Annotated in this window: 25 protein-coding genes; 12 read left to right on the top strand and 13 right to left on the bottom strand. The window is 69.1% G+C overall.

Annotation, left to right across the window (positions count from 1 at the left end):
• Positions 1-113 precede the first annotated feature (113 nt).
• From MJQ72_RS00270 to MJQ72_RS00235, 8 genes are read left to right on the top strand one after another with little or no spacing between them, the layout of a single operon-like run.
• Positions 114-998 carry a diiron oxygenase gene (locus MJQ72_RS00270; RefSeq protein ID WP_240596967.1) on the top strand — a complete coding sequence of 295 codons (885 nt, stop codon included), beginning with the start codon at positions 114-116 and terminating at the stop codon, positions 996-998.
• Complete coding sequence (locus MJQ72_RS00265) at positions 995-1,837, top strand: hypothetical protein (protein ID WP_240596966.1); 843 nt, start codon at positions 995-997, stop codon at positions 1,835-1,837. The genes MJQ72_RS00270 and MJQ72_RS00265 overlap by 4 nt, the downstream gene beginning before the upstream one ends.
• A gap of 2 nt (positions 1,838-1,839) precedes the next feature.
• Positions 1,840-2,223 (top strand): holo-ACP synthase, encoded by a 384-nt coding sequence (locus tag MJQ72_RS00260; protein ID WP_240596965.1) that lies wholly within the window; start codon positions 1,840-1,842, stop codon positions 2,221-2,223.
• 27 nt (positions 2,224-2,250) lie between these two features.
• Positions 2,251-2,499 (top strand): acyl carrier protein, encoded by a 249-nt coding sequence (locus tag MJQ72_RS00255; protein ID WP_125737615.1) that lies wholly within the window; start codon positions 2,251-2,253, stop codon positions 2,497-2,499.
• Positions 2,499-3,323 carry an SAM-dependent methyltransferase gene (locus tag MJQ72_RS00250; protein WP_240596964.1) on the top strand — a complete coding sequence of 275 codons (825 nt, stop codon included), beginning with the start codon at positions 2,499-2,501 and terminating at the stop codon, positions 3,321-3,323. Before MJQ72_RS00255 ends, MJQ72_RS00250 begins: the two co-directional genes overlap by 1 nt.
• Positions 3,323-4,546 carry a 3-oxoacyl-[acyl-carrier-protein] synthase III C-terminal domain-containing protein gene (locus MJQ72_RS00245; RefSeq protein WP_240596963.1) on the top strand — a complete coding sequence of 408 codons (1,224 nt, stop codon included), beginning with the start codon at positions 3,323-3,325 and terminating at the stop codon, positions 4,544-4,546. The genes MJQ72_RS00250 and MJQ72_RS00245 overlap by 1 nt, the downstream gene beginning before the upstream one ends.
• Positions 4,543-5,337 carry a hypothetical protein gene (locus MJQ72_RS00240; protein ID WP_240596962.1) on the top strand — a complete coding sequence of 265 codons (795 nt, stop codon included), beginning with the start codon at positions 4,543-4,545 and terminating at the stop codon, positions 5,335-5,337. The genes MJQ72_RS00245 and MJQ72_RS00240 overlap by 4 nt, the downstream gene beginning before the upstream one ends.
• A 5-nt stretch (positions 5,338-5,342) precedes the next feature.
• Positions 5,343-5,711 carry a holo-ACP synthase gene (locus tag MJQ72_RS00235; RefSeq protein ID WP_240596961.1) on the top strand — a complete coding sequence of 123 codons (369 nt, stop codon included), beginning with the start codon at positions 5,343-5,345 and terminating at the stop codon, positions 5,709-5,711.
• 6 nt (positions 5,712-5,717) lie between these two features.
• On the opposite strand, the gene MJQ72_RS00230 is transcribed toward MJQ72_RS00235, so the two are convergent.
• Positions 5,718-6,152: a DUF6326 family protein gene (locus MJQ72_RS00230; RefSeq protein ID WP_240596960.1), complete on the bottom strand. Its 435-nt coding sequence runs from the start codon at positions 6,150-6,152 to the stop codon at positions 5,718-5,720.
• A gap of 161 nt (positions 6,153-6,313) precedes the next feature.
• Here MJQ72_RS00230 and MJQ72_RS00225 point away from each other — a divergent pair, with 161 nt between their 5' ends.
• Together MJQ72_RS00225 and MJQ72_RS00220 are read left to right on the top strand one after the other, a co-directional pair.
• Positions 6,314-7,456 (top strand): sensor histidine kinase, encoded by a 1,143-nt coding sequence (locus MJQ72_RS00225; protein WP_240596959.1) that lies wholly within the window; start codon positions 6,314-6,316, stop codon positions 7,454-7,456.
• Positions 7,453-8,109: a response regulator transcription factor gene (locus tag MJQ72_RS00220; protein WP_240596958.1), complete on the top strand. Its 657-nt coding sequence runs from the start codon at positions 7,453-7,455 to the stop codon at positions 8,107-8,109. Before MJQ72_RS00225 ends, MJQ72_RS00220 begins: the two co-directional genes overlap by 4 nt.
• Positions 8,110-8,375: 266 nt before the next feature.
• On the opposite strand, the gene MJQ72_RS00215 is transcribed toward MJQ72_RS00220, so the two are convergent.
• Positions 8,376-9,269, bottom strand: coding sequence for a TIGR03619 family F420-dependent LLM class oxidoreductase (locus tag MJQ72_RS00215; protein WP_240596957.1), 894 nt, complete (start codon positions 9,267-9,269; stop codon positions 8,376-8,378).
• 411 nt (positions 9,270-9,680) lie between these two features.
• On the opposite strand from MJQ72_RS00215, the gene MJQ72_RS44760 reads away from it, so the two are divergent.
• Both MJQ72_RS44760 and MJQ72_RS00205 read left to right on the top strand, forming a co-directional pair.
• Positions 9,681-11,285, top strand: coding sequence for a WXG100 family type VII secretion target (locus tag MJQ72_RS44760; RefSeq protein ID WP_315860818.1), 1,605 nt, complete (start codon positions 9,681-9,683; stop codon positions 11,283-11,285).
• A 55-nt stretch (positions 11,286-11,340) separates the two neighbouring features.
• On the top strand, positions 11,341-11,952 hold the full coding sequence (locus tag MJQ72_RS00205) for an EndoU domain-containing protein (protein ID WP_240596956.1): 612 nt from the start codon (positions 11,341-11,343) through the stop codon (positions 11,950-11,952).
• A 657-nt stretch (positions 11,953-12,609) separates the two neighbouring features.
• Here the strand turns inward: MJQ72_RS00205 and MJQ72_RS00200 are convergent.
• The 11 genes from MJQ72_RS00200 to MJQ72_RS00155 all read right to left on the bottom strand — a co-directional run bounded on the left by MJQ72_RS00200 (position 12,610) and on the right by MJQ72_RS00155 (position 24,300).
• Positions 12,610-13,293, bottom strand: coding sequence for an NAD(P)-dependent oxidoreductase (locus tag MJQ72_RS00200; RefSeq protein ID WP_240596955.1), 684 nt, complete (start codon positions 13,291-13,293; stop codon positions 12,610-12,612).
• 42 nt (positions 13,294-13,335) lie between these two features.
• Positions 13,336-13,716 carry a hypothetical protein gene (locus MJQ72_RS00195; RefSeq protein WP_240596954.1) on the bottom strand — a complete coding sequence of 127 codons (381 nt, stop codon included), beginning with the start codon at positions 13,714-13,716 and terminating at the stop codon, positions 13,336-13,338.
• Positions 13,713-14,849: a cytochrome P450 gene (locus tag MJQ72_RS00190; RefSeq protein ID WP_396426918.1), complete on the bottom strand. Its 1,137-nt coding sequence runs from the start codon at positions 14,847-14,849 to the stop codon at positions 13,713-13,715. Before MJQ72_RS00190 ends, MJQ72_RS00195 begins: the two co-directional genes overlap by 4 nt.
• 40 nt (positions 14,850-14,889) lie before the next feature.
• Positions 14,890-15,021 (bottom strand): hypothetical protein, encoded by a 132-nt coding sequence (locus tag MJQ72_RS44565; RefSeq protein WP_256464096.1) that lies wholly within the window; start codon positions 15,019-15,021, stop codon positions 14,890-14,892.
• A gap of 545 nt (positions 15,022-15,566) precedes the next feature.
• Positions 15,567-17,228, bottom strand: coding sequence for an ABC transporter ATP-binding protein (locus tag MJQ72_RS00185; RefSeq protein WP_240596952.1), 1,662 nt, complete (start codon positions 17,226-17,228; stop codon positions 15,567-15,569).
• Positions 17,225-18,883: an ABC transporter ATP-binding protein/permease gene (locus MJQ72_RS00180; protein WP_240596951.1), complete on the bottom strand. Its 1,659-nt coding sequence runs from the start codon at positions 18,881-18,883 to the stop codon at positions 17,225-17,227. The genes MJQ72_RS00185 and MJQ72_RS00180 overlap by 4 nt, the downstream gene beginning before the upstream one ends.
• Positions 18,880-19,878 (bottom strand): ABC transporter substrate-binding protein, encoded by a 999-nt coding sequence (locus MJQ72_RS00175; protein ID WP_240596950.1) that lies wholly within the window; start codon positions 19,876-19,878, stop codon positions 18,880-18,882. Before MJQ72_RS00175 ends, MJQ72_RS00180 begins: the two co-directional genes overlap by 4 nt.
• Entirely contained in the window at positions 19,871-20,683 is an 813-nt protein-coding gene (locus MJQ72_RS00170) for an ABC transporter ATP-binding protein (RefSeq protein ID WP_240596949.1), read from the bottom strand. Before MJQ72_RS00170 ends, MJQ72_RS00175 begins: the two co-directional genes overlap by 8 nt.
• Positions 20,680-21,795, bottom strand: a complete 1,116-nt coding sequence (locus MJQ72_RS00165; protein ID WP_240596948.1) for an iron ABC transporter permease — start codon at positions 21,793-21,795, stop codon at positions 20,680-20,682. Before MJQ72_RS00165 ends, MJQ72_RS00170 begins: the two co-directional genes overlap by 4 nt.
• A 412-nt stretch (positions 21,796-22,207) precedes the next feature.
• Entirely contained in the window at positions 22,208-22,912 is a 705-nt protein-coding gene (locus MJQ72_RS00160; RefSeq protein WP_240596947.1) for a transporter, read from the bottom strand.
• Positions 22,909-24,300: a flavin monoamine oxidase family protein gene (locus MJQ72_RS00155; protein WP_240596946.1), complete on the bottom strand. Its 1,392-nt coding sequence runs from the start codon at positions 24,298-24,300 to the stop codon at positions 22,909-22,911. Before MJQ72_RS00155 ends, MJQ72_RS00160 begins: the two co-directional genes overlap by 4 nt.
• Positions 24,301-24,328: the final 28 nt, after the last annotated feature.

Below are 24,328 nucleotides of genomic sequence, written 5' to 3'. Positions count from 1 at the left end.
CACCGGGAAACCAGGGTGCTGGCCGGTGTCGGCCAGTCCGCTTGCGGACGTTGAATCGCGCGGATTCCTTGCCGTAGCGTCGAATCGAGCCCGGAAGAACGGAGGAAGCCTTCGTGACCAGTGACATCAGCGACATCATCGACGCGGACGAACGGTTTCGCGGCCTGCTCGATCGCCTTTCGTCGAAGTCGATCGACGACTACTACAACCCCTATCAGATGTTCGAGTGGCCGGACAGCCTGCCCGAACGGATGTGGTGGATGAGCCCCGAGCTCACCACCACTCACGGCACCGAGTTCGCCACGACGCTGAGCGAAGACCGGCTCTTCGCCCTGTCGCGGTTCGAAAGCATCAACTTCTACAGCCTCAACGTGCACGGGATCCGCGAGCTGCTCATCGAGGTCGTCGCGCGTATCCACACGGCGGGCTTCGAGACGCCGTCGGAGTTCTTCCACCACTTCATCGGCGAAGAGAACGAGCACATGTGGTTCTTCGCCGAATTCTGCCTCCGCTACGGCGAAAAGATCTATCGCGCACCGGCGGCCGGCGCCGCCATCCCGCCCGCGTCCTCGTCCAAAGTGGAGAGCCTGCTGGTGTTCGCGAGGATCCTGATCTTCGAGGAACTGGTGGACCACTACAACTCGCTGATGGCGCGGGACGAACGCCTGCACGAGACGATCCGCGCGATCAACCGCATCCACCATCAGGACGAATCGCGGCATATCGCGTTCGGCCGGGAGCTGGTGGAGCATCTCTACGGCGACCTCAAGAAGACGGCGACCGAAGAGGACCTCGCCGAGGTCTCGGCCTATCTCCGGCGGTATCTCACCTACAGCTTCGAGTCGCTGTACAACCCGCAGGTCTACCGCGACGCCGGCATCGAGAACCCGCTGGAATTCCGGCGCGCGCTGCTCGACGCGCCCACCCGGCCCGCCACCGAGAAACAGGTGTTCCGCAAGACCTTGAAGTACCTGGAGCGAACGGGGATCCTGCGATGACCCGCACCACCGGCGTGGACGGCGCCGAAGCGCTGGCGATCCTCGGCCCCGACGAGACCGCACTCGTCCAGGAACTCGACCGGACCTTCCTCGGCTGGGCAGGCACCGCCGGGGCGCGGGAGATCAGCCCGCCGCCGCTGTACCCGGTCACCGACCTGGAGAAGTTCGACGTCTACGCGAACTTCCCGCATCTGGCGTTCGTGGCAGGCCCGCTGGATCTGACCAGCCGGGAGGGAAAGCCGGTCGACGGGCGGTTCGCCGGCGGCGATCTGCAGGACGGCCGTTACGGCCTGCCGCACGCGACCTGTTACGGGGCCTATCTTTTCTACGAAGGCACGAAGGTGTCCGAGACGGAGATCGTCACGCTCGTCAACCGCTGTTTCCGCAGTGAGGACCACTACAGCGGATTGCGGCGGCTGGCGAGTTTCCAGATGCGTGAGATCGTCGCGCTCGGCTCGTTCGAGCACACGCAGGAAGTCGTTTCCCGCTTCACGGAACGGATCCTGGCGTTCTCCGGTGAGCTCGGCCTCGGCCTGGAGAAGGAGGCCGCGATCGATCCGTTCTTCCAGAACGACGGCGCCCGCGCTCTCCTGCAGAAGCTGAGCCCGGTCAAATACGAGTTCCAGCACGGCACCCTCGCGATCGCCTCGGTCAACACCCATCGGAACTTCTTCGGCGAACGGTGCGACATCCGCCTCGGTGACGGCAAGGAGTTCGCCTACACCAGTTGTGTGGCGTTCGGCCTGGAGCGCTGGCTCGCCGTGCTGACCGAGGTCCACCACGGCGATCTCCCGGCGGCGCTGGCGGCCGTCCGAGCGGCGGCCGGCCGGGCCGGGTGACCATGCCCGCGAGACGGATCGGCATCGACGTCGTCCCGCTCAGCCGGGTGCGCGAGCTCGTCGCCCAGGACGCGGAAACCGCGCTGCGACGCATGCTCTCCGCCGCCGAACTGCTGAGTTCGTCCACTCCGGACGGTCCGGACCTGCCCGGTATCGCGGGCCGCCTGGCCGCCAAGGAAGCGGTGTTCAAACTCTTCCACGTCGGTGGGCAGCCCGTGCCCTGGCTCTCGACCGAAGTGCTCAAGAGCGACGGCGGCTGGCCGGTGGTCCGGCTCACCGGACGCGCCGCGCGGCTGGCCCGGGAAGCCGGGCTCGGCGAGATCGAAATCAGCATCACCCACGACGACGCGTACGCCATCGCGGTCGCGGTGTCCGCCGCGGACTGAGAAGGAACCAACCTCGAAGGAGAAGACATGCCCACTCCCGGTATCGAAAAGGTCAGTGACTGGATCCTCGGCAGGCACCCGGAACGCACCGAGCTGGCGTTCGAAGAGGACCTGATCGAAAGCCGCCTGGTCGACTCGCTGTCGTTCGTCGAACTGGTCTACGTGATCGAGGACGCCAGCGGCGTCGAGGTCGACTTCGACAACATCGACATCGCGGACTTCAAAACCCTGTCGGCCATCGAGAAGGCGTTCTTCGCCGGAGCGGGAGTCAGCTGATGCACGCCGTTTCCTATACCGCGCAGTGGATGGCGGCCGCTCGTTCGCTCGAGTCCGAGCGCGAGGACGCGCTGTTCGTCGACCCGCTGGCGAGCGCCCTTGCCGCGCCGGACGGGTTCCGGCTGATCGAGCGCTACGCCGGTGGCGGACTGCTGCCGTTCATCAGCATCCGCACCAGGTTCCTCGACGACACGATCGGCGAGCTGCGGTCGGATCCCGCCATCCGCCAGGTCGTGCTGATCGCGGCGGGGATGGACACCAGGGCGTTCCGGCTGGACTGGCCCGAGGACACCGTCGTCTTCGAGGTGGACCACGAGCCGCTGCTGGTGGAGAAGCAGCGGCGACTGACCGAACTGGGCGCCGAGCCGCGGGTCGATCGTCGGGTCGTCCCCGCCGACCTGACCCGCGAATGGCTGCCGGAACTGGAGAAGGCGGGCTTCGACCCGGCCCGCCCGACGTTGTGGGTGGCCGAGGCCCTCACCTTCTTCCTGACCGCGGAGCAGGCGGGCGGTCTGCTGGAGACGCTGGGTTCGGTGTCGGTCCCGGGAAGCAGGCTGGCGCTGGACATCCTCGGCCGTGCCCTGCTGCGCAGCCCGTTCTCGAAGCCGTTCCTCGACCGGCTGGCCGACGACGGGACACCGTGGATCTTCGGCACCGACAAGCCGGAGGAGTTCCTGCTGGCCCACGGCTGGAAGGTCGACGAGATCAAGGAGCCCGGCCAGCCCGGCGCGGGTGAGGGCCGCTGGCCGTACGAGGTACAGCCGCCGGAACGCCGCGGCGCCAACCGGCTCTGGCTCTTGCGGGCCGAATACCTGGAGGGCTGATGGGCGCGACCACCCTGGAACGGGTCGAATCGTTCGTCCCCGAGCGCAGCGTGCGCATCGAGGAGCTCGGCGAGCACCTCGGGCTGCGCCGGGCGGAACTCGGCGTGTTCCGGAAGTTCTACGGCCTCGACACCCTCCGGTTCGATCCCGGGATGGACCTGTTCGACCTGCTGTTGCCCGCCGCGAAGCGGGCGCTGGCGGCGCTGCCCGCCGGCCGGAGGATCGACAGGCTGGTGTTCGCGCATACGACCCAGGCGCTCGCGCCGGCGGACGTCGACATCGCCCAGGAGCTCGCGCGGCGGCTGGGGCTGGTGGACGTCGAGGCGTTCGCGTTGTCCCACCAGGCGTGCGTGAGCAGTCTGGGTGCCATCGACGTCGCGGCCGAGCTGCTGCGGGCCGAAGGCAAGACCGGCGGCTACGCGCTGATGGTGACCGGCGAGCGGGCGTTCTCGCCGATCGTGCAGCTGATCCCCAACACCGCGATCATGGCGGACGCGGCCTCGGCGTGCCTGCTGACGGTGGACGGCGACGGCGACGTCGTGCATTCCTTCGTCACGAAGACGCTGGGGGAGTACGCGGAATGGCTGGCGCTGACCCCGGAGCAGAACACCGAGTTCGGCCAGCTCTACGGGCCGCGGCTGGCCGAGGTGATCCTGGCGGCGGTGGCAGAGGCGGGATGCGGGTTCGACGATATCGATCTGGTGATCCCGCACAACGTCAACGCCCTCGCCTGGCGGCAGACGGTGAAGGCGCTGGAGGCGCCGCCGGAGAAGTTCTTCCTGGAGAACATCCCCAAGCTCAGCCATTGCTTCTCGTCGGACGTGTTCCTCAACTACACGACCTTGCGGGAGAACGGCAGGCTCGTCGACGGTGCCCGCTACGTGCTCGTCACGGTCGGTCTCGGTGCGACGTTCGGCGCCATGGTGATCACCCATCGGACGCGGGGAGCGGGACATGACGGCCCGCGACGAGGTGGTGTCGGCGATCGGGGACGCGCTCGGGACGTCCTGGAGCGGGAGATCACCGGGCTGACCGAGGACACACGGCTGTTCGACGACCTGCGGCTGGACTCGTCGAAGGTACTGGAACTGCTGATGCTGGTGGAGATGGCCGTCGGCATCACGGTGGATCCGGACGACCTCGACATCGATCACCTCCGTACCGTCCGTTCGTTCGCCGACTACGTCGAATCCAGGCAGGCCATCGGGGAAGGAGTGGCATGAGCGGCGAACCGACCCTGCGCGGCACGAACGCGGTGATCTCACCGCCGGGGCCCGGCTACCGGGAGGACGCGGCGGTCTCGAGGTTCCTCGCGGATCTCGTCGAACCGTTCGGGTCCAAAGTGGACGAAGAACGCTGGCAACGCGGCGCGCACGTCTCGCACAAGGCGCTGACCGACCGGCTGCTGGAAGCCGAGGGCGTGCGTGCGAGCCGCCCGCAGCTGATCATCGTGACCCACGCCCTGCCCGACGTTCTCCCGTTCACCGCCGTGGCGCCGTACCTCGCCGACCGGCTGGACGTCACGGCGACCACGTTCTCCGTGGCGCAGCAGGGTTTGGCCGCGCCGTTCACGGCCTTGCGCATCGTGGCGGCGTATCAGCGCTCGGGACGGTGCGAGGAGGCGGTCGTCGCGGTACTGGAGCAGACGACGCTCCCGACCCCGCATCCCCTGGTCGACGACGGCGGGCTGGTCGACTCGGCTGCCGCGCTGGTCCTCGGCACCGGGCCGGGGCCACGTCTGGCGTCGGTGTCGTCCGGCGGGACGGTCGGCGAGTTGCTCGGGCCGCATCGGGAGCCCGGCACGCTCGTGGTCCTCGGCCCGTGGGTGACGGAAACCGTCGATGCCGGGGACGTCCACCGGGTCGCGCCGGGCTCGTACTGCACCAGTGTGTGGCTCGCCCTGGCGGGAAACTGGCCGGCGTGGCAGGAGACATACCGGAAGGTCGTGCTCTGCGACACCGATCCGATGAACGGACGCAGTCACGCCGCGGCCTTCACCTTCCCGGCCGGGTAAGCCTGATGCGGATCGGGGCCGACCTGCTGTACCTCGGCGAACTGGACCGGCTGCTGGCACGGCCGTGGTTCCGTGCCTACGTTTACGCCGAGTCCGAACTCGCCACCGCGGCCGGGTTCGGCCCCGATCGACGCCGGGAGTTCCTGGCGGGCCGGTTCGCCGCGAAGGAAGCCGTCGCGAAGGCGATCGGCACCGGTTTCGCCGGAGGCGTCGCGCCGCGCCAGATCGCCGTCGAACGAGCCGATTCCGGAGCGGCCCTGGTGGTGCTCACCGGCGCGGCGGCCGCGGGCGCCGCCGCGCTCGGCGTCGTGGAGGTTCAGGTCTCGATCACGCACAAGGCGGACCTGGTCCTGGCGGTCGCGCTCGCGGTGTAGACAAGATCACCGTGCGGTGCGGGGCCAGGTCCAGGCGCACCGCAGGATGAGGGCGAGAACGATCAATTCCAGTGCGACACCGAGGCCGTAGAAGTACCTCCAGGACTCGCCCACCGCGTTGAACGCCGCGAAGGGGACCTGTATCGAGGCCACGATGAGGTTCGTGGTGCGGTTCGCCCGGGCGGGCAGGGTCATCGACAGCACGACCATGAGGGCCGGGATCGCCATGAGCGTGAGGAAGACGGCGAACAACGTCTGGCTGATGTCGAACTCGAAGACGACGCCTGCCTCGATGTCCTTGATGACGCCGGGTTTGTAGAAGGCGAGAATGTCCACATAGGCGTAGAGGAGCACCAGGCTCGTCCACGCCGCGGCGAGTTTGGCTCTCACCGGGATCCGCTGCTCGTCCAGTGCGGTCGTGGTGGTTTGACGTGTTGTCATCGTGGGCTCCGTTGTCGTGGTGAGGACCGGTGGGCCAACGATCGCCGAGCCCGGCCGCGGGCACATCGGCGTCGAGGCCGGACCCGCCCGGCCGCAGGGAGGAGCGGCGTCTCGTTCTTTCGGTCGGTCCCTGGCGCCTCGGCGGTCCCTAGGCTGGGCGCGTGACCCCCAACACCCTGCGCTCGCTGTGGACCGAACCGCGCGCCACGGACGCTCCCGGACGGATGCCGCGCGACTGGGTGCTGGTCGGGGCGTTGATCGTGACGGCGCTGCTCGAGGGAGCCCTCCGGGACGACGTCGCCTGGCGGCCGTTCGCGACGATCGTGGCGGTCGGACTCGCGCCGGTGCTGCTGTGGCGGCGTACCCACCCGTTGGCCTGTGTCGTGGTGGCCTTCGGCACCGCGACGGCGTTGGGACTGGCGAGTCTGCTGGGCGGGGCCCCGAGCGTGGGCCTCGACACGATGATCTACGTCCTGGTGCTCGTCTACGCGCTGGTTCGCTGGGGCTCAGGGCGCGAGATCGCGATCGGGCTGGCGGTGGTGGCGGTCGCCGCGGGAATCGGAATGGTCCCCGACCACATCGGGCCGACCGAGATCTTCGGCGGGCTCGCCATCCTCGCCGCGGCGGCGGCGGGCGGAGCGGCGTTCCGCTACCGCGCCGAGAGCCGTCGCCGGGCGGTGGACCAAATCCGCGGCCAGGAGCGGGTCGGTCTCGCGCGCGAGTTGCACGACATCGTCGCCCACCACGTCTCGGCGATCGCCGTGCAGGCGCAAGCGGGCCGGGCGATGGCCGGCCAGCGACCCGAGGCGGCACTCGACGTGCTGGCGGCGATCGAAGGGGAAGCGTCGCGGACACTTGCGGAGATGCGGGCGATGGTCCGGGTGCTGCGCGACGGAGCACCGGCGGGGTACGCCCCCCAGCCCGGCGTTGCCGACCTGATGTCCCTCGCGCGACGCGCCCCGGCCCCGGTCGTCGACGTGGAGTTGCCGGATGACCTGGACGAACTTCCGCCCCAGATCGACACGGCGGTCTACCGGCTGGCGCAGGAGGCGCTGACCAACGCCCTGCGGCACGCCCGCAACGCTTCACGCGTGGAGATCCGGGTCGAGGAGGGCGCGGGAACGCTGCGGCTGCGCGTGACCGACGACGGGCAGATCGACCCGGCACGGTCGGTGAACCATGGCTTCGGGCTGCTGGGGATGACCGAGCGTGTGCAGCTGCTCGGCGGCACGCTGCGTGCCGGGCCGGCGCCCGAGGGCGGGTGGACGGTCGACGCCGAACTGCCGACTAAAGTACGCCGATGACGGTGCGCGTGCTGGTGGCCGACGACCAGGATCTGGTGCGCACCGGCCTGTCGATGATCCTTGACGCCCAGCCCGGTATCGAGGTCGTCGGCCAAGCCGCCGACGGCCACGCCGCCGTCGAGCTGGCGCGTCGGCTCCACCCCGACGTGTGCCTGGTCGACATCCAGATGCCCGGGCTCGACGGCATCGAAGTGACCAAGCTCCTCGCAGGGCGGGGCGTTCCGGACCCGATCGCGGTAGTCGTGATCACGACATTCGACCTCGACGAGTACATCCAGGGTGCGCTCCGGGCCGGCGCCCGAGGCTTTCTGCTCAAGGACGCCGGGACGGAGCTGCTCGTCCAGGCCGTCCATGCCGCCGCCGTCGGCGATGCCCTGATCGCGCCGAACATCACCCGGCGGCTGCTGGCCACGTTCGCCGCCAGGGAACCGTCGAGCCGGCGGACCCAACCGATCGAGCCGCTCACCGAACGCGAGGAACAGGTGCTGACGCTGGTCGCCCGCGGCCGCACGAACGCCGAGATCGCCGCCGAGCTGTTCATCGGCTTGACGACCGCCAAAACCCACGTCGCCAGCCTGCTGACCAAAATCGGCGTCCGAAACAGGGTCGAGATCGCGATGTGGGCGTACGACACCGGCCGGGTGGGGGACTGAACCCAACCTTGCTTGAGCTGATGCCTGGGGCTGCCGGCGTTCCGGTCCCGCCCAAGGGCTGCGCGCCGCCCGCCGGAATCGCTGAGTCGAGGGGGCTTCTTGCGATGACCACGCAGGCGCCGGTGCTGCGGCTCTCTTTCCGGCGGAGTGATGCGATCCAGATCGGGACGCGGTCGGGGATGTGTGCCGAACGACTTTGGCGCCGGCGTGTCTGCCGAGGTCGCCCTTCCATCGTCGCCTGGGTCGCGGGTGCCGCGGCGGACAGATCAGCCCCTGGCGGTCAGTTCCAGCAGGAGGCCGGTGAGGTCGATGTGTTCGTCTACGCTGCCGGTCAGGTAGGTGAGGTCGACGAAGGTGTGGTCCGGGTCGAGTGTCGCGACGATCTTCGTCACTGACTCGGCGATGAGTTCCGGCTTCGTGTCCGGGGCGGCGTTCACTCGCAGCGCCACGCCCAGTGTCTGCGGGTCGCGACCGGCTTGTTCGGCGTCGGCCCGGATCTTGGCCAGGGTGGAGGTGAGCATGTCGGCGGGGAAGGTTTCGGGCACCGTCCAGACCGGCAGCCAGCCGTCCGCCCGCTCGGCGACCCGGCGCAGGGCCTTCTCGCCGAACCCGGCCAGGTGTACGGGCGGCTTGCGTGCCGGTTTCAGGTGGACGTGGGTCTCCGGGATGGTGTAGCCGATGCCGTTGTGGGACACGGTGTCCTTGGTCCACCAGGTGTCGAGAAGATCGAGTAGGTCGTCCAGTCGCTTGCCGCGTTCCGCCATCGGAATGCCGACGGCCGCGTATTCGTCGGGTGACCAGCCGATGCCCAGGCCGGGGAGTAGCCGGCCGTTGCTGGCCACGTCGATGCTGGTCAGCAGCCGGGCGAAGTTGGCAGGCTGATACTGCGTCGCGTTGATGGTGCTGGACCCGAGGATCGCGGTTTCGGTCACGGCGGCGGCGACGGCCAGTGCGGTGAACGGATCCTGGGCGGTCCAGAACTCCTCGGGCATGGTGTCGTAGCCCGGGTAGGACACCTCCGGGTTTACCGGCGACAGCAACCGGTCGCCGACCCAGAGACTGGCTGCCCCGGCCTGCTCCGCCGTACGCGCGTATCGCGCGATTCCGCCCGGTGTGGCCGCCGCCTTGCCGAATACCGGAAGGCTGAATCCAAGACGCATCAATACTCCCCTGAAGTGCGGACGGACCCTATCGGTCCTGGTGCCACTAGTACTCGCATTTGGTTGCGCGTTCAAGTATCTCGGGCGAAAGGACGCATGACCGGATTGGCGAGGTCCGCCGAACACGATGTCCCGGGACTGCCATTCCGGAGGGGGACGGCTGGGGATGTGGCCGACTGCGCGGTGCGGTTCCACGGCGCCGGCCTCGTCTAGTGCCGCCCACGCTTTGGGTGCAGTGCGTCTGGCTATTGGTCGGCTCGGGTGCTTTGTCGTCTTCGTGCCATTGCATGGCCGTTCCGGGCACTCTTTCGCGATGAACGGGCATAGTCGGATCTGGTGACTGGTGGTGTGCGCCGGCTCGTGCTTGCCTGGGCGGGCACGAGTGAGTCCTGCTACTGGGGATGGTTGGTTTTGGCGAATCCGTTGGTCGCGGAGACGGTCAGCTCGACGACGTGGGCGACCGGGGTCCCGCTGCTGGAGGAAGCCCAGGGAGTGAAGTCCAGCATCGAAAGCGGTGACTGGGCTTCGGCGGTGATGGGTGTCGCGGGGACGGCGCTGGAAGCCCTGTCGGTGGTGGCCGATCCGTTCGGTTCGGTCCTCGCCGCGGGCGTCGGCTGGTTGATGGAGCACGTCGGCCCGCTCAAGGAGGCGCTGGACGAACTCGCGGGCAATCCGGATCAGGTCGCCGCGCAAGCGCAGACTTGGCAGAACATCGCGAAGGAGCTCGAGAGCGTGGGGCAAGACCTGGTCATGCAGGTCGACGCCGACGTGCAGAGCTGGGTGGGCACGAGCGCCGACGCCTACCGCGCGCAGAGCACCGAGCTGGCCACGTTGATCTCGGCTGCGGGGGAGGCGAGCGCGGGCGCGGGGAGCGGGGTCCAGACCGCGGGCGAGGTGGTCGCGGCAGTGCGTGGACTCGTCCGCGACATCATCGCGGAAGTGGTGGCACACCTGGTTTCCTGGGCCCTGCAGGTGATCGCGACCTGCGGGATCGGGCTGACCTGGGTGGTGCCGCAGGTGGCGGCGCTGGTCGCGAAGACCGCGACCAAGATCGCCGGCATCGTCAAGAGCCTCATCGGCGCGCTCAAGAAGCTGTCGGTGCTGATTCGCAAGGCGGACGACGTCTTCGGGAAGGCGTCGGACGGGCTCAAGAAGATCAAGACCGGCAAACCGCCGGCCGCGCGACCGCCGGGCTCGCTGTCCCCGGGAAGGACCGGTCCCAGCAGCTCGGGCGGTGGATCGCGCTCGCTCGACCAGTCACCGGGCAAACCGGACCAGCATCCCTACGGGGGCGTGGACGTCCCCCAGTCCGCGCACGACCACGTGAGCCTGGGGAACCTCAAGCCGCCGAGGCCACGGCCACCCGGCAGCACGGCGCCGCCGAGGCCTTGGGGGTTCACCGGCGGACACATGTTGAACAGCGACCTGCCCCCGGGCACCGCCCCGCACAACACGCCCGGGCCTGGTGGCCGCCCCAACTGGCACGGAGCCGGGGTGAACGGCGGTAACCCGCCGGTGTACCAGGGCCCGGTCGGCCCGCCGCCGCACAACGCGCCACCGGCGCCGCCCGGCACGGGACCGTATGGTTCATACCCTGACGCCAATGGTGTCTACAACCTGCACCACCCGACGATGGCCGACCCGAACGGCGGCGTGGCGGGCAAGCCGATGAGCACGATGTTCCCGCAGGGCCTGAACCAGGGAACCGTGCAGAACCTCGGGGATCAGGCGTGGAACGGTGGCAACCCGAACGGGGGGATCACGCCGATGCCGGTCAGGCCTGGAGGCCAGCAGAGCTACCAGTGGCAGGGGCAGGGACAGATCCCCTTCACACCTATTTGGGATCCCGGTGGTGCCAACCACGGCAGCGGCAGCGGGAACCATCCGAACGCGGGCAGCACCATCAACATCTCGGGCTTCGCCAACCCGAACGGAATGGCGGGGCCGGGCGGATTCCTCAGCCCGCCCACCTACTATCCCGACGGCAGGCTGGATCCGCCGGTGAAGTTCCCGTGACGACGAAGGAGAACCCGCGCAAATGACGTCTCCCACCCTGAGCTCGCCTCTCACCGTGGGGGACTCGATCGGGCTCGCCTTCGACGATCATCGCCGGTTGCGGATCATGGCGCCGGAAGAACTCTTGCCGCTCGCGGCCTGGCTCTACACCGACGTGCAACCGAACCTCTCGATGCTCGATCAGCTCGGTGCGACATTGCAGCGATGCCACGCCGAGGAACGGACCCTGGTCGGGAACGGATGCATGATCGATTTCGTCAACGATCTCGTCGTGCTGGAGAGCCGCTATAGCCGGTGGTCGCGGAAAGTTCTGCCGCAGTCGGTCTTCTGGCCCGTGCTCAACGGGTTGAAGTCGTTCCTGGAGGCCACTGCGGGGCAGCCGGGGTTGGATCGCCCGGAGGGATACCCGCTAGCGCCAGTGCGCCATTTCGAGGACTCCGCCGAAGACATGAGCAAGCCGTTCTTCGTCACCCACACCTATTTCCCGGCGGACTGGACCGCCGACGACGTGCGGGCAGCGGGCCAGGGAGCTTGGACGTCGCCGACCGCACTTCGCGACGAGACGACCGGCTTATGGTCAGGTATGTGGCGAGATCTCGAACTGGCGGGTTACTTCGAGCCGTCGACCGGCGAAGTTCAGACCTATTTCCCCGTGATCGCGCCATGACCGCTCGGGCCGCGAGGCCCGACCGATCGTGGCGGCTGTGGTCGACGCGCTCCCGAAGCATGCGCCGAGTTCCATCAGGTCGACCGCCTGAGAGATGAACTCCTGGCGAAGCGGCGAGATCTTCATGTGGCTCCTCAGTCGTTCGAGTGGACGAGTTCGGCAATGCGCTGAGCGGCGGTTGCGGGGTCTACCGCGTCGGCGACGATGCTGAAACTCGTCGACATACTCGGTCGAGGCCGCTTGTGCGCCCGCGGTTCTGTCGGCCGGCGAGGTACGGGACGGTCGCCGCCATGGTGACGGCCAAGCAGGTTGCTGCAGGTCACCTCACTCGATCGCAAGTACCTCGGCGCACCCGCTCTGTCACCGAGCGGACCTTGCCCAGTCCGGAGCCATGGGCTGCGTTGGTGGAGCCTCCCGGGTGGGGGACGGCCGGATGACCGAGGTCACCCCGTCGCGCGTTCTCGGGCGACGCGCAGGACCTCTTCCGATAGCGCGGGTTCGGCATGTAGTGGGCCACCTCGACTCAGTAGGTCAGCGCGTGGCGAGACCGGGACGCCGACTTTCGTGTTGTGCCGCAACCGTTCCTACGGCATGGTCCTGATCGCTATGGACAGCGGAACCGAGGAGTGCGTCCACGCACCGCTACCGGTAGCGCGGTCAGTACGCGACTGTGACGACCTTCCTGCTCGCCTCGGGCTGGTCGATCAGCCGCAGCATGAATTCGGCCGCGTCCGCGGCCGCGATGCGGAGGGCAGCGCGCAGGGTGTGCCCGTAGGCCGTCCGGTAGCGGCCGGTCGGCGGTCGGTCCATCACGTACGGCACCCGCATGACCGTCCAGTCCAGGTCACAGCCGCGCATGAAATCCTCCATCAGCGCGACATCGATGAAATGAGCGCCGAGCACACGCTTGGCCACCGGTGTGGCGAAGTAGTGCATGATCAGCCCCGCGCCCGGTTCGCGTTTGGGCGGGTGCGGGCGGCCGGGCGTCGGCACGGTCGAGACACCGACCCCGCTGACGACGAGCAGGCGGGGTACCGACGCGGACTCCACCGCGGCGGCGAGCGCCCTGGCACTTTTCGAGACGATGCCGTGCTCGGCTTTCTTGCGCGGTCCGATCGCCGACAGCACCGCGTCAGCGCCGTCGACCGAGGCCTTGAGCGGGGCCGGATCCGCGTGGCTCAGGTCTGCGGTCACCACCCGCACGTTCGGCGCACTGCGCACCTGGGCGCCGAGTTTCGCCGGATCGCGGGCCACCGCCGTGATGTCGTGGCCCGCGGCGATGGCCTGAGCCAGGATCTGCCGTCCGACCAGGCCGGTCGGTCCGAAGATGGTCAGTTTCATTTGCTGCTTCCGTTCTTGTCCGCGGGAAACGGGGCGAGGGCATCAGCCTGCGAGACGGGGCGACCAAACCTGCGCGACCAGCACGGTGCTCGCCCCGAACAACGCCACCCCCAGCGGGGCATGGACGGCGAGGTCGCCGCTGCCGCCGACCACGAACTGGACGCCGATCAGCACCAGAAGGATCGCGCTGATGGCCGCGTGCCGCGCCGATCCGCGGCCCACACGCCACACCAGGAGCGCGGCGACGATCTGCACGATCATCGCCGCCGTGACGAGGGGGCCCGTGGCGTGGTGCACCGAGCCGCCGCCTCCGCCGGACAGGAGCTGACCGGCGGTGATCCCCTGCACCAGCAGCGTGGCCGCCAGCAACACCGTGCTCACCTTCAACAGGCCGTAGAACCGGGGACGCTGCATGTCGCTCACCAGGTCACCCGCAAAGCGCGCACGCCGTACACGAGGCTGAAGACACGGAAGTCCATCGGTTCTTCCGGGGAGGCCAAGGCGAGACCGGGAAAGCGTCGAAGCAGCGCGGGGAGGGCGATGCGCAGCTCCATCCTCGCCAGTGGCGCCCCGAGACAGTGGTGTGGACCATGCCCGAAGGCAACGTGGCCGGTGGTTCCCCGCGTGATGTCGAACGTCTCGGGATCGTCGATCAGGGCGGGGTCGCGGTTGGCGGCCGGAAGCGAGCAGATCACGAGCGATCCCCCGGGGATGCGGTGCCCGCCGATCTCCATGTCCGTCGTGGTCGTTCGCGGCGGCAGCGACTGGACGACGGACAACCAGCGCAACAGTTCCTCGACGGCGGGCTCGATCAGCCCGGGATCCTCGCGAAGCATCGCCAGCTGGTCCGGGTGCCACAACAGAGCCAGTGTGCCGAGGCCGAGCATGTTCGCGGTCGTGTCGTGCCCGGCGAGCAGCAGAAGTCCCGCGATGCCGGTCAACTCGTCCGAACCGAGCTCGTCGCCGTGCTCCCGCACGAGCATGCCGAGGAGGTCCTCGCCGGGATTCGCCCGGGCGCGGGCCACCAGGCCCGCCATGTAGTCGTGGTCCTCCCGTTGCGCCGCGACTCGCTGGTCCATCGGCAGCGAGGTGTCGAGAATCCGCACGGCACGCTGGTGGAACTCGCCGCGGTCGGCGTACGGGACACCCAGCAGCTCGCAGATCACCAGCGACGGCACCGGCAACGCGAAGTGCGTCACCAGATCGGCATTCCTGCCGGCTCGCTCCAGATTGTCCAGGGTCGCTTGGACGATCTCGGTGATCCGCGGCTCGAGCCTGCCCATCCGCCGTACGGTGAACTCGGGCGTGAGCAGCCGTCGCAAGCGCGTGTGGTCGGGCGGGTCGAGCCGGATCAGCTGCCCCGCCGTGGGGGCGTCCCCCGGTACCGGCGTCAGTGCGCTGCTGAACCGGGCCGGATCCGCCAGCACCTCACGGACGTCTTCCTTGCGGCTGACCAGATAGGCGGGCAGGCCGAAAGGCGTCTCGACCCGCACGACCCCCTCGCCGTCGCGGGCCTTCGCCAACTCCGCGACCGGGTTGAGACCGTTCCTTCGCATGTGAAGCGGCATTGCTTCGGTCATTTTCTGCCTTTCCGGTTCAGGATTGGACGTCGAGCCACTCGGTGAACGTGGGGTCCACGAGCTTGGTGTGCGGGCTCGGCAGGAAGCCGCCGGCGGCCGCGATCTCGGCGTCGGGCATCCGGGATCGCGGGCCCGTCGTCGTTGACATGGGTGGTTTTCCTTTCTCTTGGCGTCGTGCCCAAGAGATCCCGGTGACCCGATTCCCGTGACAGAACGCCCTTGTGACACAGGCCACTGGGCTTCGGTGTCACAAAGGGAGAGCGTCGTCAGCCGCGTTCAGGCGCCGAGGCGGTTGTAGATCCGGCTGGCCGGGAGGCGGCCAGCCGGATCGACGCGCTCCAGGGCTCGCCGAGCGCGAACCCGGAGTAACACCGCCCGTATCGGGCGGCTTCAGCAGGACATCGCCCACGCTCGAGATGCCGGCAAGTCTTGGCCGCTGTTGCCAAAGACCCTCGTCGCATCAATCCGGCGGGTTCTGCTGGTACGCAGAAAGGTCAGGATCGTGGAGCGGGAGGAGTAGTACCACGGCCCGTCCCGCAAGGAGCCCTTCGAACACCGGACGGATCTTCGCAGTGGCGGTCACGCCCCTCTGTTGCTATCTCGTCGGGTCAACGCTGGGGTTGTGGGCCGCATCTGCCTGGATGACGGTTTCGCCGCGGTAGTCCTGGCACGTGTCATTGCCTTCGTACGTGGTCAGGTGGCCGTCCGGCATACCGATCCTTCTCGCAGCGCGACCACGCGGTGGCAGCTTGCCAGTGTGGCGGGGCGGTGGCTGATGACGAGGACACCGATGTCGTTCCCGGCTGAGGCGAGTGCCGCGGTGATGGCTTCGTCGGCCTCGGGGTCGAGGTTGGCGGTGGCCTCGTCGAGGACGAGAATGCGCGGGTTCACCAGTAGTGCCCTGGCGACGGCGACTCGTGCTCGCTGTCCACCGGACAGTCCGTCACCGGATTCGCCGACGGCGGTGGCGAGTCCGGCGGGGAATCCGGCTCCCGGGTCGAGGATCCCCGCCCGCCGCGCGGCCCGTTCGACTTCGGTGTCGTCGGCTTCGGGTTTTCCGAGCCGGATGTTGGTGGCGATCGTCCCGGTGAGCAGGCCGGGTTCCTGGGGAACGGCGCTGATCGCGCGGCGGAGGTCGTCGTCGGTCAGCTCGGTGAGGTCGACGCCGTCCAGGGTGATGTGACCGGTGTCGGGGTCCCACATCCGGGTCGCGAGCAGCGCGCACGTGGTCTTGCCTGCGCCGGATGTCCCGGTGAGGGCGACCCTTTCACCGGGGCGGACGGTGAACGACACGTCGCGCAGGACCGGTGGAGCGCCGTCGCGGTAACCGAAGGACACGCGATCGAAGACGAGTCCGGTCGCGCGCTCGCGGGGCGGCAGCGGCCGGGGTACGCGGGGCTCGTGGACCGCCGGTGCCCGGTCGAGGATTTCGGTGATCCTGGTACCGGCGGCGCGCAACGTGCCGACGTTGCGCAGCAGATCCGAAATCTGCGCGATCGGGCCGAGCGCCGCGGTGGCCAGCACCATGGCGACCGGTGCGAGCGCGCGGTCGATCGCGTCGAGATTCGCCGCGCAGACCGCGAGCGCGCCGATCGCGCTGAGCGCCAGAGCGGCGTCCGTGACGGCGCGTTCCCCACCGATCCGGGAGCCGATCCTCGTCTGCACGGCGGTCAGCGCACGCGTCTGTTCCTCCAGGGCGGCGGTGCGACGGTGCAGGGCGCCCGCACTGCTGAGTTCGCCGAGTCCGCGGACGGTGTCGACGAGTTCGGCGTTGAGGGTCGCGGCGGCCTCGGTGAGTTCGGTGCCCTGCCGCGTTCCCGCCCGGCCGGAAAGCCACGGCAGCGCCGCGGTCACGGCGACGAACGGTACCCACGCCAGCAGCAGCCACGGCGTGACGAGGAGCGACAGGGTCGCGGTGGCGGCGAGCATCATGGCCGAGGTGAGTGCTTGGGCCGCGGTGTGCGCGTAGAGCCATTCGAGACGGTCGATGTCGGCGAAGGCGACGGATACGAGATCGCCGCTCCGGCGGGGCTTCCGGCGGTCGGGCAGGCTCACGCGCAGCCGATCGAACACCCGGGCACGCAGGGTGCCGATCAGCCGGTAGGCCAGATCGTGGGAGACCCAGGACTCGCGCCAGGTCATCGCCGCGGTCACCACGGCCAGGCCACACAGGACGGTGACGACGATGGCCAGTGGCGCGGTGCCGGTCGCCGCAGCCCGCCCGGCCAGCCACGTGCCGAGCACGGTCGTCGTCAGCGCGCCGAGCTGGACGGCCGCGTTGCTCACGACCGTCCAGACGAAGGTGGCCCGCTGCTCGCCGATGACCGGCAGAAGCCGCCGGAGCGGCCCGCTCACGAGTGGACCGCCTGCCCGGTGACGCGGCCGGACTCGATCGTGACGATCGCACCGGCGTCACGCAGGGCGGTCTCGCGGTGGGCGATCACGATCCGGGTGGTGCCGTCGCAATGCTCTGCAAGCCGGGTGAGTACGCGGTTCTCGGTGTCGACGTCCAGGGCCGAGGTCGCTTCGTCGAGCAGCAGCACCGGAGGCGCGGCGAGCACGGCCCTGGCGATGGCGAGGCGTTGCCGCTGACCGCCGGACAGCTGGGTCCCGTTCTCGGTGAGGACCGTCGCGAAGCCGTGGGGGAGTGCCTCGACGAATTCGATCGCGTCCGCGACGTGGGCGGCGGCGCGGATCTCGTCGTGTGTGGCGCCGGGACGGGCGAGCCGGAGGTTTTCTTCCACGGTGCCATGGAAAAGATAGCTGTGCTGGCCGACGACGCCGATGCTCGCGCGGAGCGCGGCGAGGGTGTACCCGGTGATCGGGGTTCCGTCGAGTTCGATCGTCCCCTGCTGCGGGTCGGCCTCGCGGACGAGAAGCCGGGCGATCGTGCTCTTCCCGGCACCCGACGGGCCCACGATCCCGGTCGTGCTCCCCGGCGCGCATTCGAAGCCGATGCCGGAAACGCCCGCGCCGTTCGGGTACCGGTACCCGACGTCCCGCAGTAGCAGCCGAGCCCCGTGCCGAGCGGGTTCGGTGCGGGTGCCGGTGTCGGCGACCTGCGGACGAGCCGTCATGATCTCGTCGATGCCCTCGACCGCGCCCAGCCCTTGATAACCGACGTGCCAGTGGGCGGACAGGTCGAGTACCGGGCGGAAACATTCCCTGGCGCACAACAAGAACAGGAACACCGATGCGGCGGGCGCCGGACCGCTGACGACCCCGGCGCACGCGACGACGATCGTGGCCGCGAGGCCGAGGTGCAGTGCCAGGGCGCTGACTCCCGCTTCCACCAGTGAGACGCGCAGCTGGGCCATCGTGACCCGGTGCAGGCGATCGCCGCGATGGGCCAGTGCCTCGCCTGCCCGGCGTCCCGCGCCGAAGAGCCGGAGGACACCGATCGACTGGGTCGCCTCCAGATAGTCGGCGGCCAGCCTTTCGTAGGCGCTCCACCGGGTTCGGCCCGTCCGGAGCAGCCGGGCGTCCCAGAAACGGGGGACGGCCACGGCGCACAGGACAGCCGTCGCGAGGATCGCGGCGGCGGGGACCGACACGGTGAACAACCACCCGGCGATGGCGGCAGGAACCAGACAGGTCACGAGCAGCTGCGGCAGATAGCGGCTGTAGTAGGCGTCGAGGGCTTCGACCCCGTCGACGACCGTGTGCGTGATGGCGCCCGTGCGCTCTCCTCGCGTCCAGGCCGGTCCCAGTGCGGCGATGCGGCGCAGTAACTCCCCGCGCAGCCGGGTGCGGATGGCGATGCCGAACCTGGCCGCGGCCACCTCCCGTGTCCACAGCAGGACCGCGCGCACCCCGACGACGCCGGTCAAGGCCGCGATCGCGGGTGCCACCGTCGTGAAGTCCCCGCCTCGGGTGAGATCGGCGAGGACGGACGCCGTCAGGACCGCTCCGCCGACGTAGCAGGCCGACACGAGTATCGACAGCAGCGCGAGCAGCAGGACGGGCGCGAGGACGACACCCGCAAGGCGCAGGAGCCTGCGATGGATCACCGGGTGAACGCGTCCGCGTGGAGTCGTTGCGCGATCTCCCGCACCACCGAGATGTTCCCGAGGGTGCCGGGATAGGTGTCGGCGGCGTCGATCGCGATCAAGCGCTGTTCGCGGACGGCGGTCATGGCGGGGAAGGTACGGGTGAGGTAGTCGATGCTCGCCTGCTTCTGCGCGGGCCCGTTGACCGCGAACACGATCGCGTCGGGATTCTTCGCGGCGAGCGCCTCGGGGGTGATCTGCGCGGCGAAGAACTTGGCGAACTGCGGGTCCTTCGGCGAGAACACGTTGTCCCCGCCCGCCCTGCGGATGATGTCGTACTCGATGCCGGCGCCGATCGCGGTGACGGTGGTGCCCTCCAGGAACACCTGGGCGACGGTGGGGCGGGGGCGGCCAGCGATCGCTTTGTCCACAGTGGCCAGATCCGTACGGCCCTGATCGACCAGAGCCTTGGCCTTGTCCGGCACGGCGAAGATCCTGCCGAGGTTCTCCAAGTCGGTGAAGAGATCTTCGACCGTGCCGTTCATGCGGCGTTCGGCGCAGCCGCCAGCGGCGACATAGGCGGCGACGCCGCTTTGCCGCAGTTGCTCCAAGCTGGCGAAGCCCTTCTCCGCGGTGAATTCGTAGGTGGTGGGGGAGAAGACGAAGTCCGGCTTGGCGGCCAGGAGCTTCTCCCTGCTCGGCGGCCCGGACTCGCTCAGCACCGGGATGGCGGCGGCCTGGGCGGCCACGTCTTCCGGGAGCGGTGCGGTGGCGGTCTGTGCCTGTCCGACGAGCGAGCCCGCGAGACCGAGCCGCAGCAACAGTTCCGTCTGCGACGGGCTGAGCCCGACCGCGGCGCGGGGTGCGGCGCCGACGGTGACGTCCCGGCCGCAGTTAGAGACGGTGACCGCCGTGCCGGCGTTGTTCGACGGCGCGGCCGGAGTGACCGAGGTACCGCACCCCGCGATCAGCGACAGGCCGGCACCGAACGCAGCAAAGGACAGGGTTTTACGCATGGTTCTCTTTTCCGGGAGTGCTGAGAGGTGAACGGGTCTCCGTGCGACGGCCGAAGACCAGCACCGGCCTGCCGTCGCGCGGGTGGGTGAGCTGGTCGACGGCGACGCCGAACACGTCTTCCACGACGCGTGGGGTGAGCGCTTCGTCCGGCGTTCCGGTGGCGACGACGCGGCCGGCGTCGAGTACCGCGATGTCGTCGCAGTAGGTGGCGGCGAGGTTGAGGTCGTGCAGGGCGGCGACGATGGTGCGATCGAGCCCGGCCGCGATCCGCATGAGTTCCAGCTGGAAGGCGATGTCGAGGTGGTTGGTCGGTTCGTCGAGGACGAGGACGGGGGAGTCGGCCGCCAGCGCGCGGGCCAGCATCACCCGCTGCCGCTGTCCGCCCGAGAGCCGTCCGATGGGCCTGTCAGCGATGTCGGTGGCGCCGACCCGGTCGAGCGCGGCCCACGCGAGATCGAGGTCGGCTTCGGTGTCACGGCCGAATCCGCGCTGGAAGGGCACCCGGCCCAGGAGCACGACGTCGAGGACCGTTAGGTCGAACTCGGACGACGTCTCCTGAGTCATCACCGCCACCGCCCTGGCGACGGTCCGCCTGTCGGTGCGCCACACGTCGTGCTCGCCCAGCAGCACCCGGCCCGAGGACGGTGCGACGGCGCGGTAGAGCGTGCGTAGCAAGGTCGACTTGCCGCTGCCGTTCGGGCCGACGAGCCCGAGGAAACGGCCGGAGCGGACCTCGATGTCCACGTTCCGCAGTACCCGGTTGCCGCCCAGCGTGGCGCTGACCTCGTGGAAATGGACCTTCACCGGCCGAACCCCGCTCGCGTGGCGGTGTCCCGGCGCATCAGCCACAGGAAGAACGGCGCGCCCACGACCGCGGTGAGGATCCCGATCGGTATTTCGCCGGGTGCCGCGACCGTGCGCGAGAGCAGGTCGGCGACCATGAGGAACAGGGCGCCGCCGAGTACCGCGACCGGCAGCATCCGGCGATGGTCCGAGCCGACGAGGATCCGCGCCACGTGCGGGATCACGAGACCGACGAAACCGATGCCGCCGCTGACCGACACGATCGACCCCGTCAGGAGGGCGGCGGTCACGAGAAGGACGGCGCGGAGGCGGTTCACGTCGACTCCCAGCGCGGTCGCGGACTCGTCGCCGCTCAGCAGCGCGTTCATGGCCCTGGTCCGCAGTCCCACGACGACACAGGCGGCCGCGAACGCCACCGCCGGCACGGCCAAGGAAGCCATCGAGGCGGCGGAAACGCTGCCGAGTAAGAAGAACAGGACGCTGAAGACGTTCTGTGCCTCGGTGGTCAACGTCAGATAGCTCGTGATCGCGCTGAACAGGGAACCCAGCGCGACACCGGACAGGATCATCCTGGTCGGCGACAGGATGCCGCGATGCCGGGCGACCAGCGCGACGCACACACTGGCCACCAAAGCCCCGGCGAAGGCCGCCGCGCCCAGGGGAAGCCCGCCCACGGCGGCCGAACCGAAGGTGATCACGAGCACCGCGCCGACCCCCGCCCCGGACGACACGCCGAGCAGATACGGCTCCGCGAGCGGGTTGCGCACGATCACCTGCATGATCGCCCCGGCGAGCGCCAGCCCCGCCCCGGCGAGCCCCGCCAGTAGCGCGCGAGGGAGCCGGAACTGCCATACCGCCTGGTCCTGCAACACGGTCAGGCTGCCGTCCGACATCCACGGCACGTCCGGCACCAGATGACCGGCCACGATCCGCGCCGTGTCCGTGAGCCCGACCTCGACCGTCCCCACCGAACCGGATACGACCAGCAGCACGAGGATCGCGACGGCGAGGACCGTGACCGTCCCCCGGTGCAGAAGGCGGGACCGGGCAAGTGCCGCCTGCCGGTCGCGAACGCCCGAGGGCGACGCGGACGGCCGCGAACGAACAACCATGGGGGACGCCGATCGATCTGTGGGGGAAGGACACCGGAGCTTAACTGCACTCGATAATCGTTATCAACAGTAGTGGATCCAGGTTGCGCAGACTTGGCAATGATTATCATCACTGTATGCTTGCGAGCGACAGGCCGAACCCGTGGCGCCTTCGGCGCTCTCGGCCGCCCTTTGTGGGACCCAGCAGTGTCGCCACGGTGGTCGTCGCCGGTTCTCGGCGTGGTGCCGCGCCCTCGATGTCTGTTGCGGCACCGGGGAAGACGCGGCGATCAGCCCTGGTCGATCACGCTGGGTGCCGAGGTCGTTCGCCCGCGCCTTCCCGTCGGTTATGCCTTTGTGGTCTGTTCCGACCCTTCCGGTACGAGTTCGCCGGTGGCCGGGTCGACCACGGCGTACCGCTGCGTGATCGCGTTCATGACGACGCACCCGCTTCCTGTGTCGTCTTCGAGGCCGAGGCCACGTTGTGGTCGTGCAGCGCGCGATAGGCGAAGAAGTAGACGAATCCCTGGGTTCCCCAGGTCGCCAGCGCGGCGGTGTAGAAGATCGTGCGGTTCGCGTCGTCGAACGGGAAGGGGAAGAAGTCGTAGGTGATCGCGATGGTGGTGGCGGCCGCGGTCACCAGCCCGGTCCAGAACGCAGGCCATTTCGCGCCGATGTCCCAGAGCCGCTTGGCGAAGTAGGCCAGGAAGACGGCCGTGACGAGGTTGACCACGACGTAAAACGTGGCGACGGCGAACGCGACATCGTCGACGCGCGGGTCTTCGCCGTGGAACTGGCGCAGGAACAGCCCGGCCACGGTGGCGAAGGCGAACACGACGACGTCGACGGTGCGAGACGGCTTGTAGCGATGGGTGACCTTCATCAGGCCCATGACCAGGATGAGCGTGATGCCGACCGACCGGGAGAAGGCGTCGAAGAAGTACGCCACGTCGTACAGGAGGCTGTCCGGGCTGGCACCGAGCAACGACCAGAGCAGGAAGTTGCTGCCCGAGGTCGCGACGACCATCCATTCGAGGCCGAGCAGGTAATTGCCGTAGCGGCGGATGAACTTCCAGCCGAAGAAGTAGCCGGCGAAGATCATCCACACATCGGCGAGCAGGAATAGAGCGTCCTTCATCGCACCGACACCTCCTCGGACTCGCGCGCCACCGCGGCCGCGACGCGCTCGGCGGTGCGCTGGCCGGTCAGGACGGCGCCGTTCATGGTGCCCGCCCACTCGCCCGCGGTTTCGGTGCCTGCCCAGTGGACGCGCCCGTGCGGCTCGGTGAGAGCGGGGCCGTAGCTCGTGGTCGCGTACGGGGCGACGGCCGGATTCGGGCCGCCCGGGGCGAAAGGTTCCTCACCCCAGCAATGGTCCAGGTAGTCGATGGGCACGCTCGCTCGTGTGCCGTACAGCTGGACGAGTTGCTGGATGACCCTGCTGCGCCTCGACTCGAGGTCGAAGCCGTCGAAGACGCGAGGGTCGCAGAACGCCATCAGGACGCCTGGCCCGTTGGCATCAGGTGACACGTCGAAGGTGATGAACACGGCCCCGGTGTCGGTCAGTGCCTCGCCCGAGAGTCCGTCGGCCCGCCAGAAGGGCTTGTCGTAGGCGACGAACGCTTTGCTCAGCACGCCCATGCGCCAGGTTTTGGCGAGCCCTCCGGCCTGCTCGGGCAGGGCCGGGTCGAAGCCGATCCCGGCGCGGTGCGCCGGCGCGACCGTGACGATCGCGTACTTCGCCTTGATTTCTTCCGAATCGGTGCGGACCGTGACGCCGTTGCCGTCTTGGGAGATCCGGCGGACCGGTGTCCCGAGGACGACGCGGTCACCGAGTCGCTCGGCGACCCGTTTCGCGATCTCTTGGGTGGTTTCGGCGTACCGTTCCTGTTGCTGGCCGCCCTCCACGTCGAGCATATGGTCGACTCCGCCCGCCGCACGGATGTAGCGCAACGCGTGCAGCATCGAGACGTCCCCCGGGCTGCAGCCCCACTGCACCTTGCTGACGATGGTCATCAAGGTACGGGTGGCGGGCAGCGCGTTCTTCCGGTCGAGCCATTCGCCGAACGAGATCGCGTCGAGCCGACCGGCCTCGGGGGAGTTCCAGGCCGCGTCGACATCGATACCCGCGACGAGTTTGTTCAGCGCCAGCTGCACGCGGGCCATGTCGACCAGCGCCACCGGCGAGACCGTGGGAATCGTGCCCGGGTAGGTGCGGCGCCGCCCGGCTGCCCACAGGACGTTGCGTCCTCGGTCGAACTGGCCGGTCGTGGTGCATCCGGCTCGGCTCGCGAGGTCGCGGATCGCCGTGTGCCGCCGGGAGACCCAGGTCGCGCCGAGATCGACCGGTACCCCGGCCACCTCGCCGGAGAGCGATCGGCCGCCGACGCGGTCGCGTCCTTCCAGTACGAGGACGGACCGGCCCATGCTCACGAGCCGCTCCGCGGCGCTCAGGCCGGCGAACCCGGCGCCGACGATCACGACGTCGACTGAGGGGTGGGAGCCTGCTTTACGAGAACTCGACATGCTTTTCTCCTTTGCCCACGCGGTTCGC

It is taken from the genome of Amycolatopsis sp. EV170708-02-1 (genome assembly GCF_022479115.1).
GTDB lineage: Bacteria > Actinomycetota > Actinomycetes > Mycobacteriales > Pseudonocardiaceae > Amycolatopsis.
Note: the sequence above shows the minus strand (reverse complement) of the source record. Positions and strands in the feature narration are given on the sequence as shown.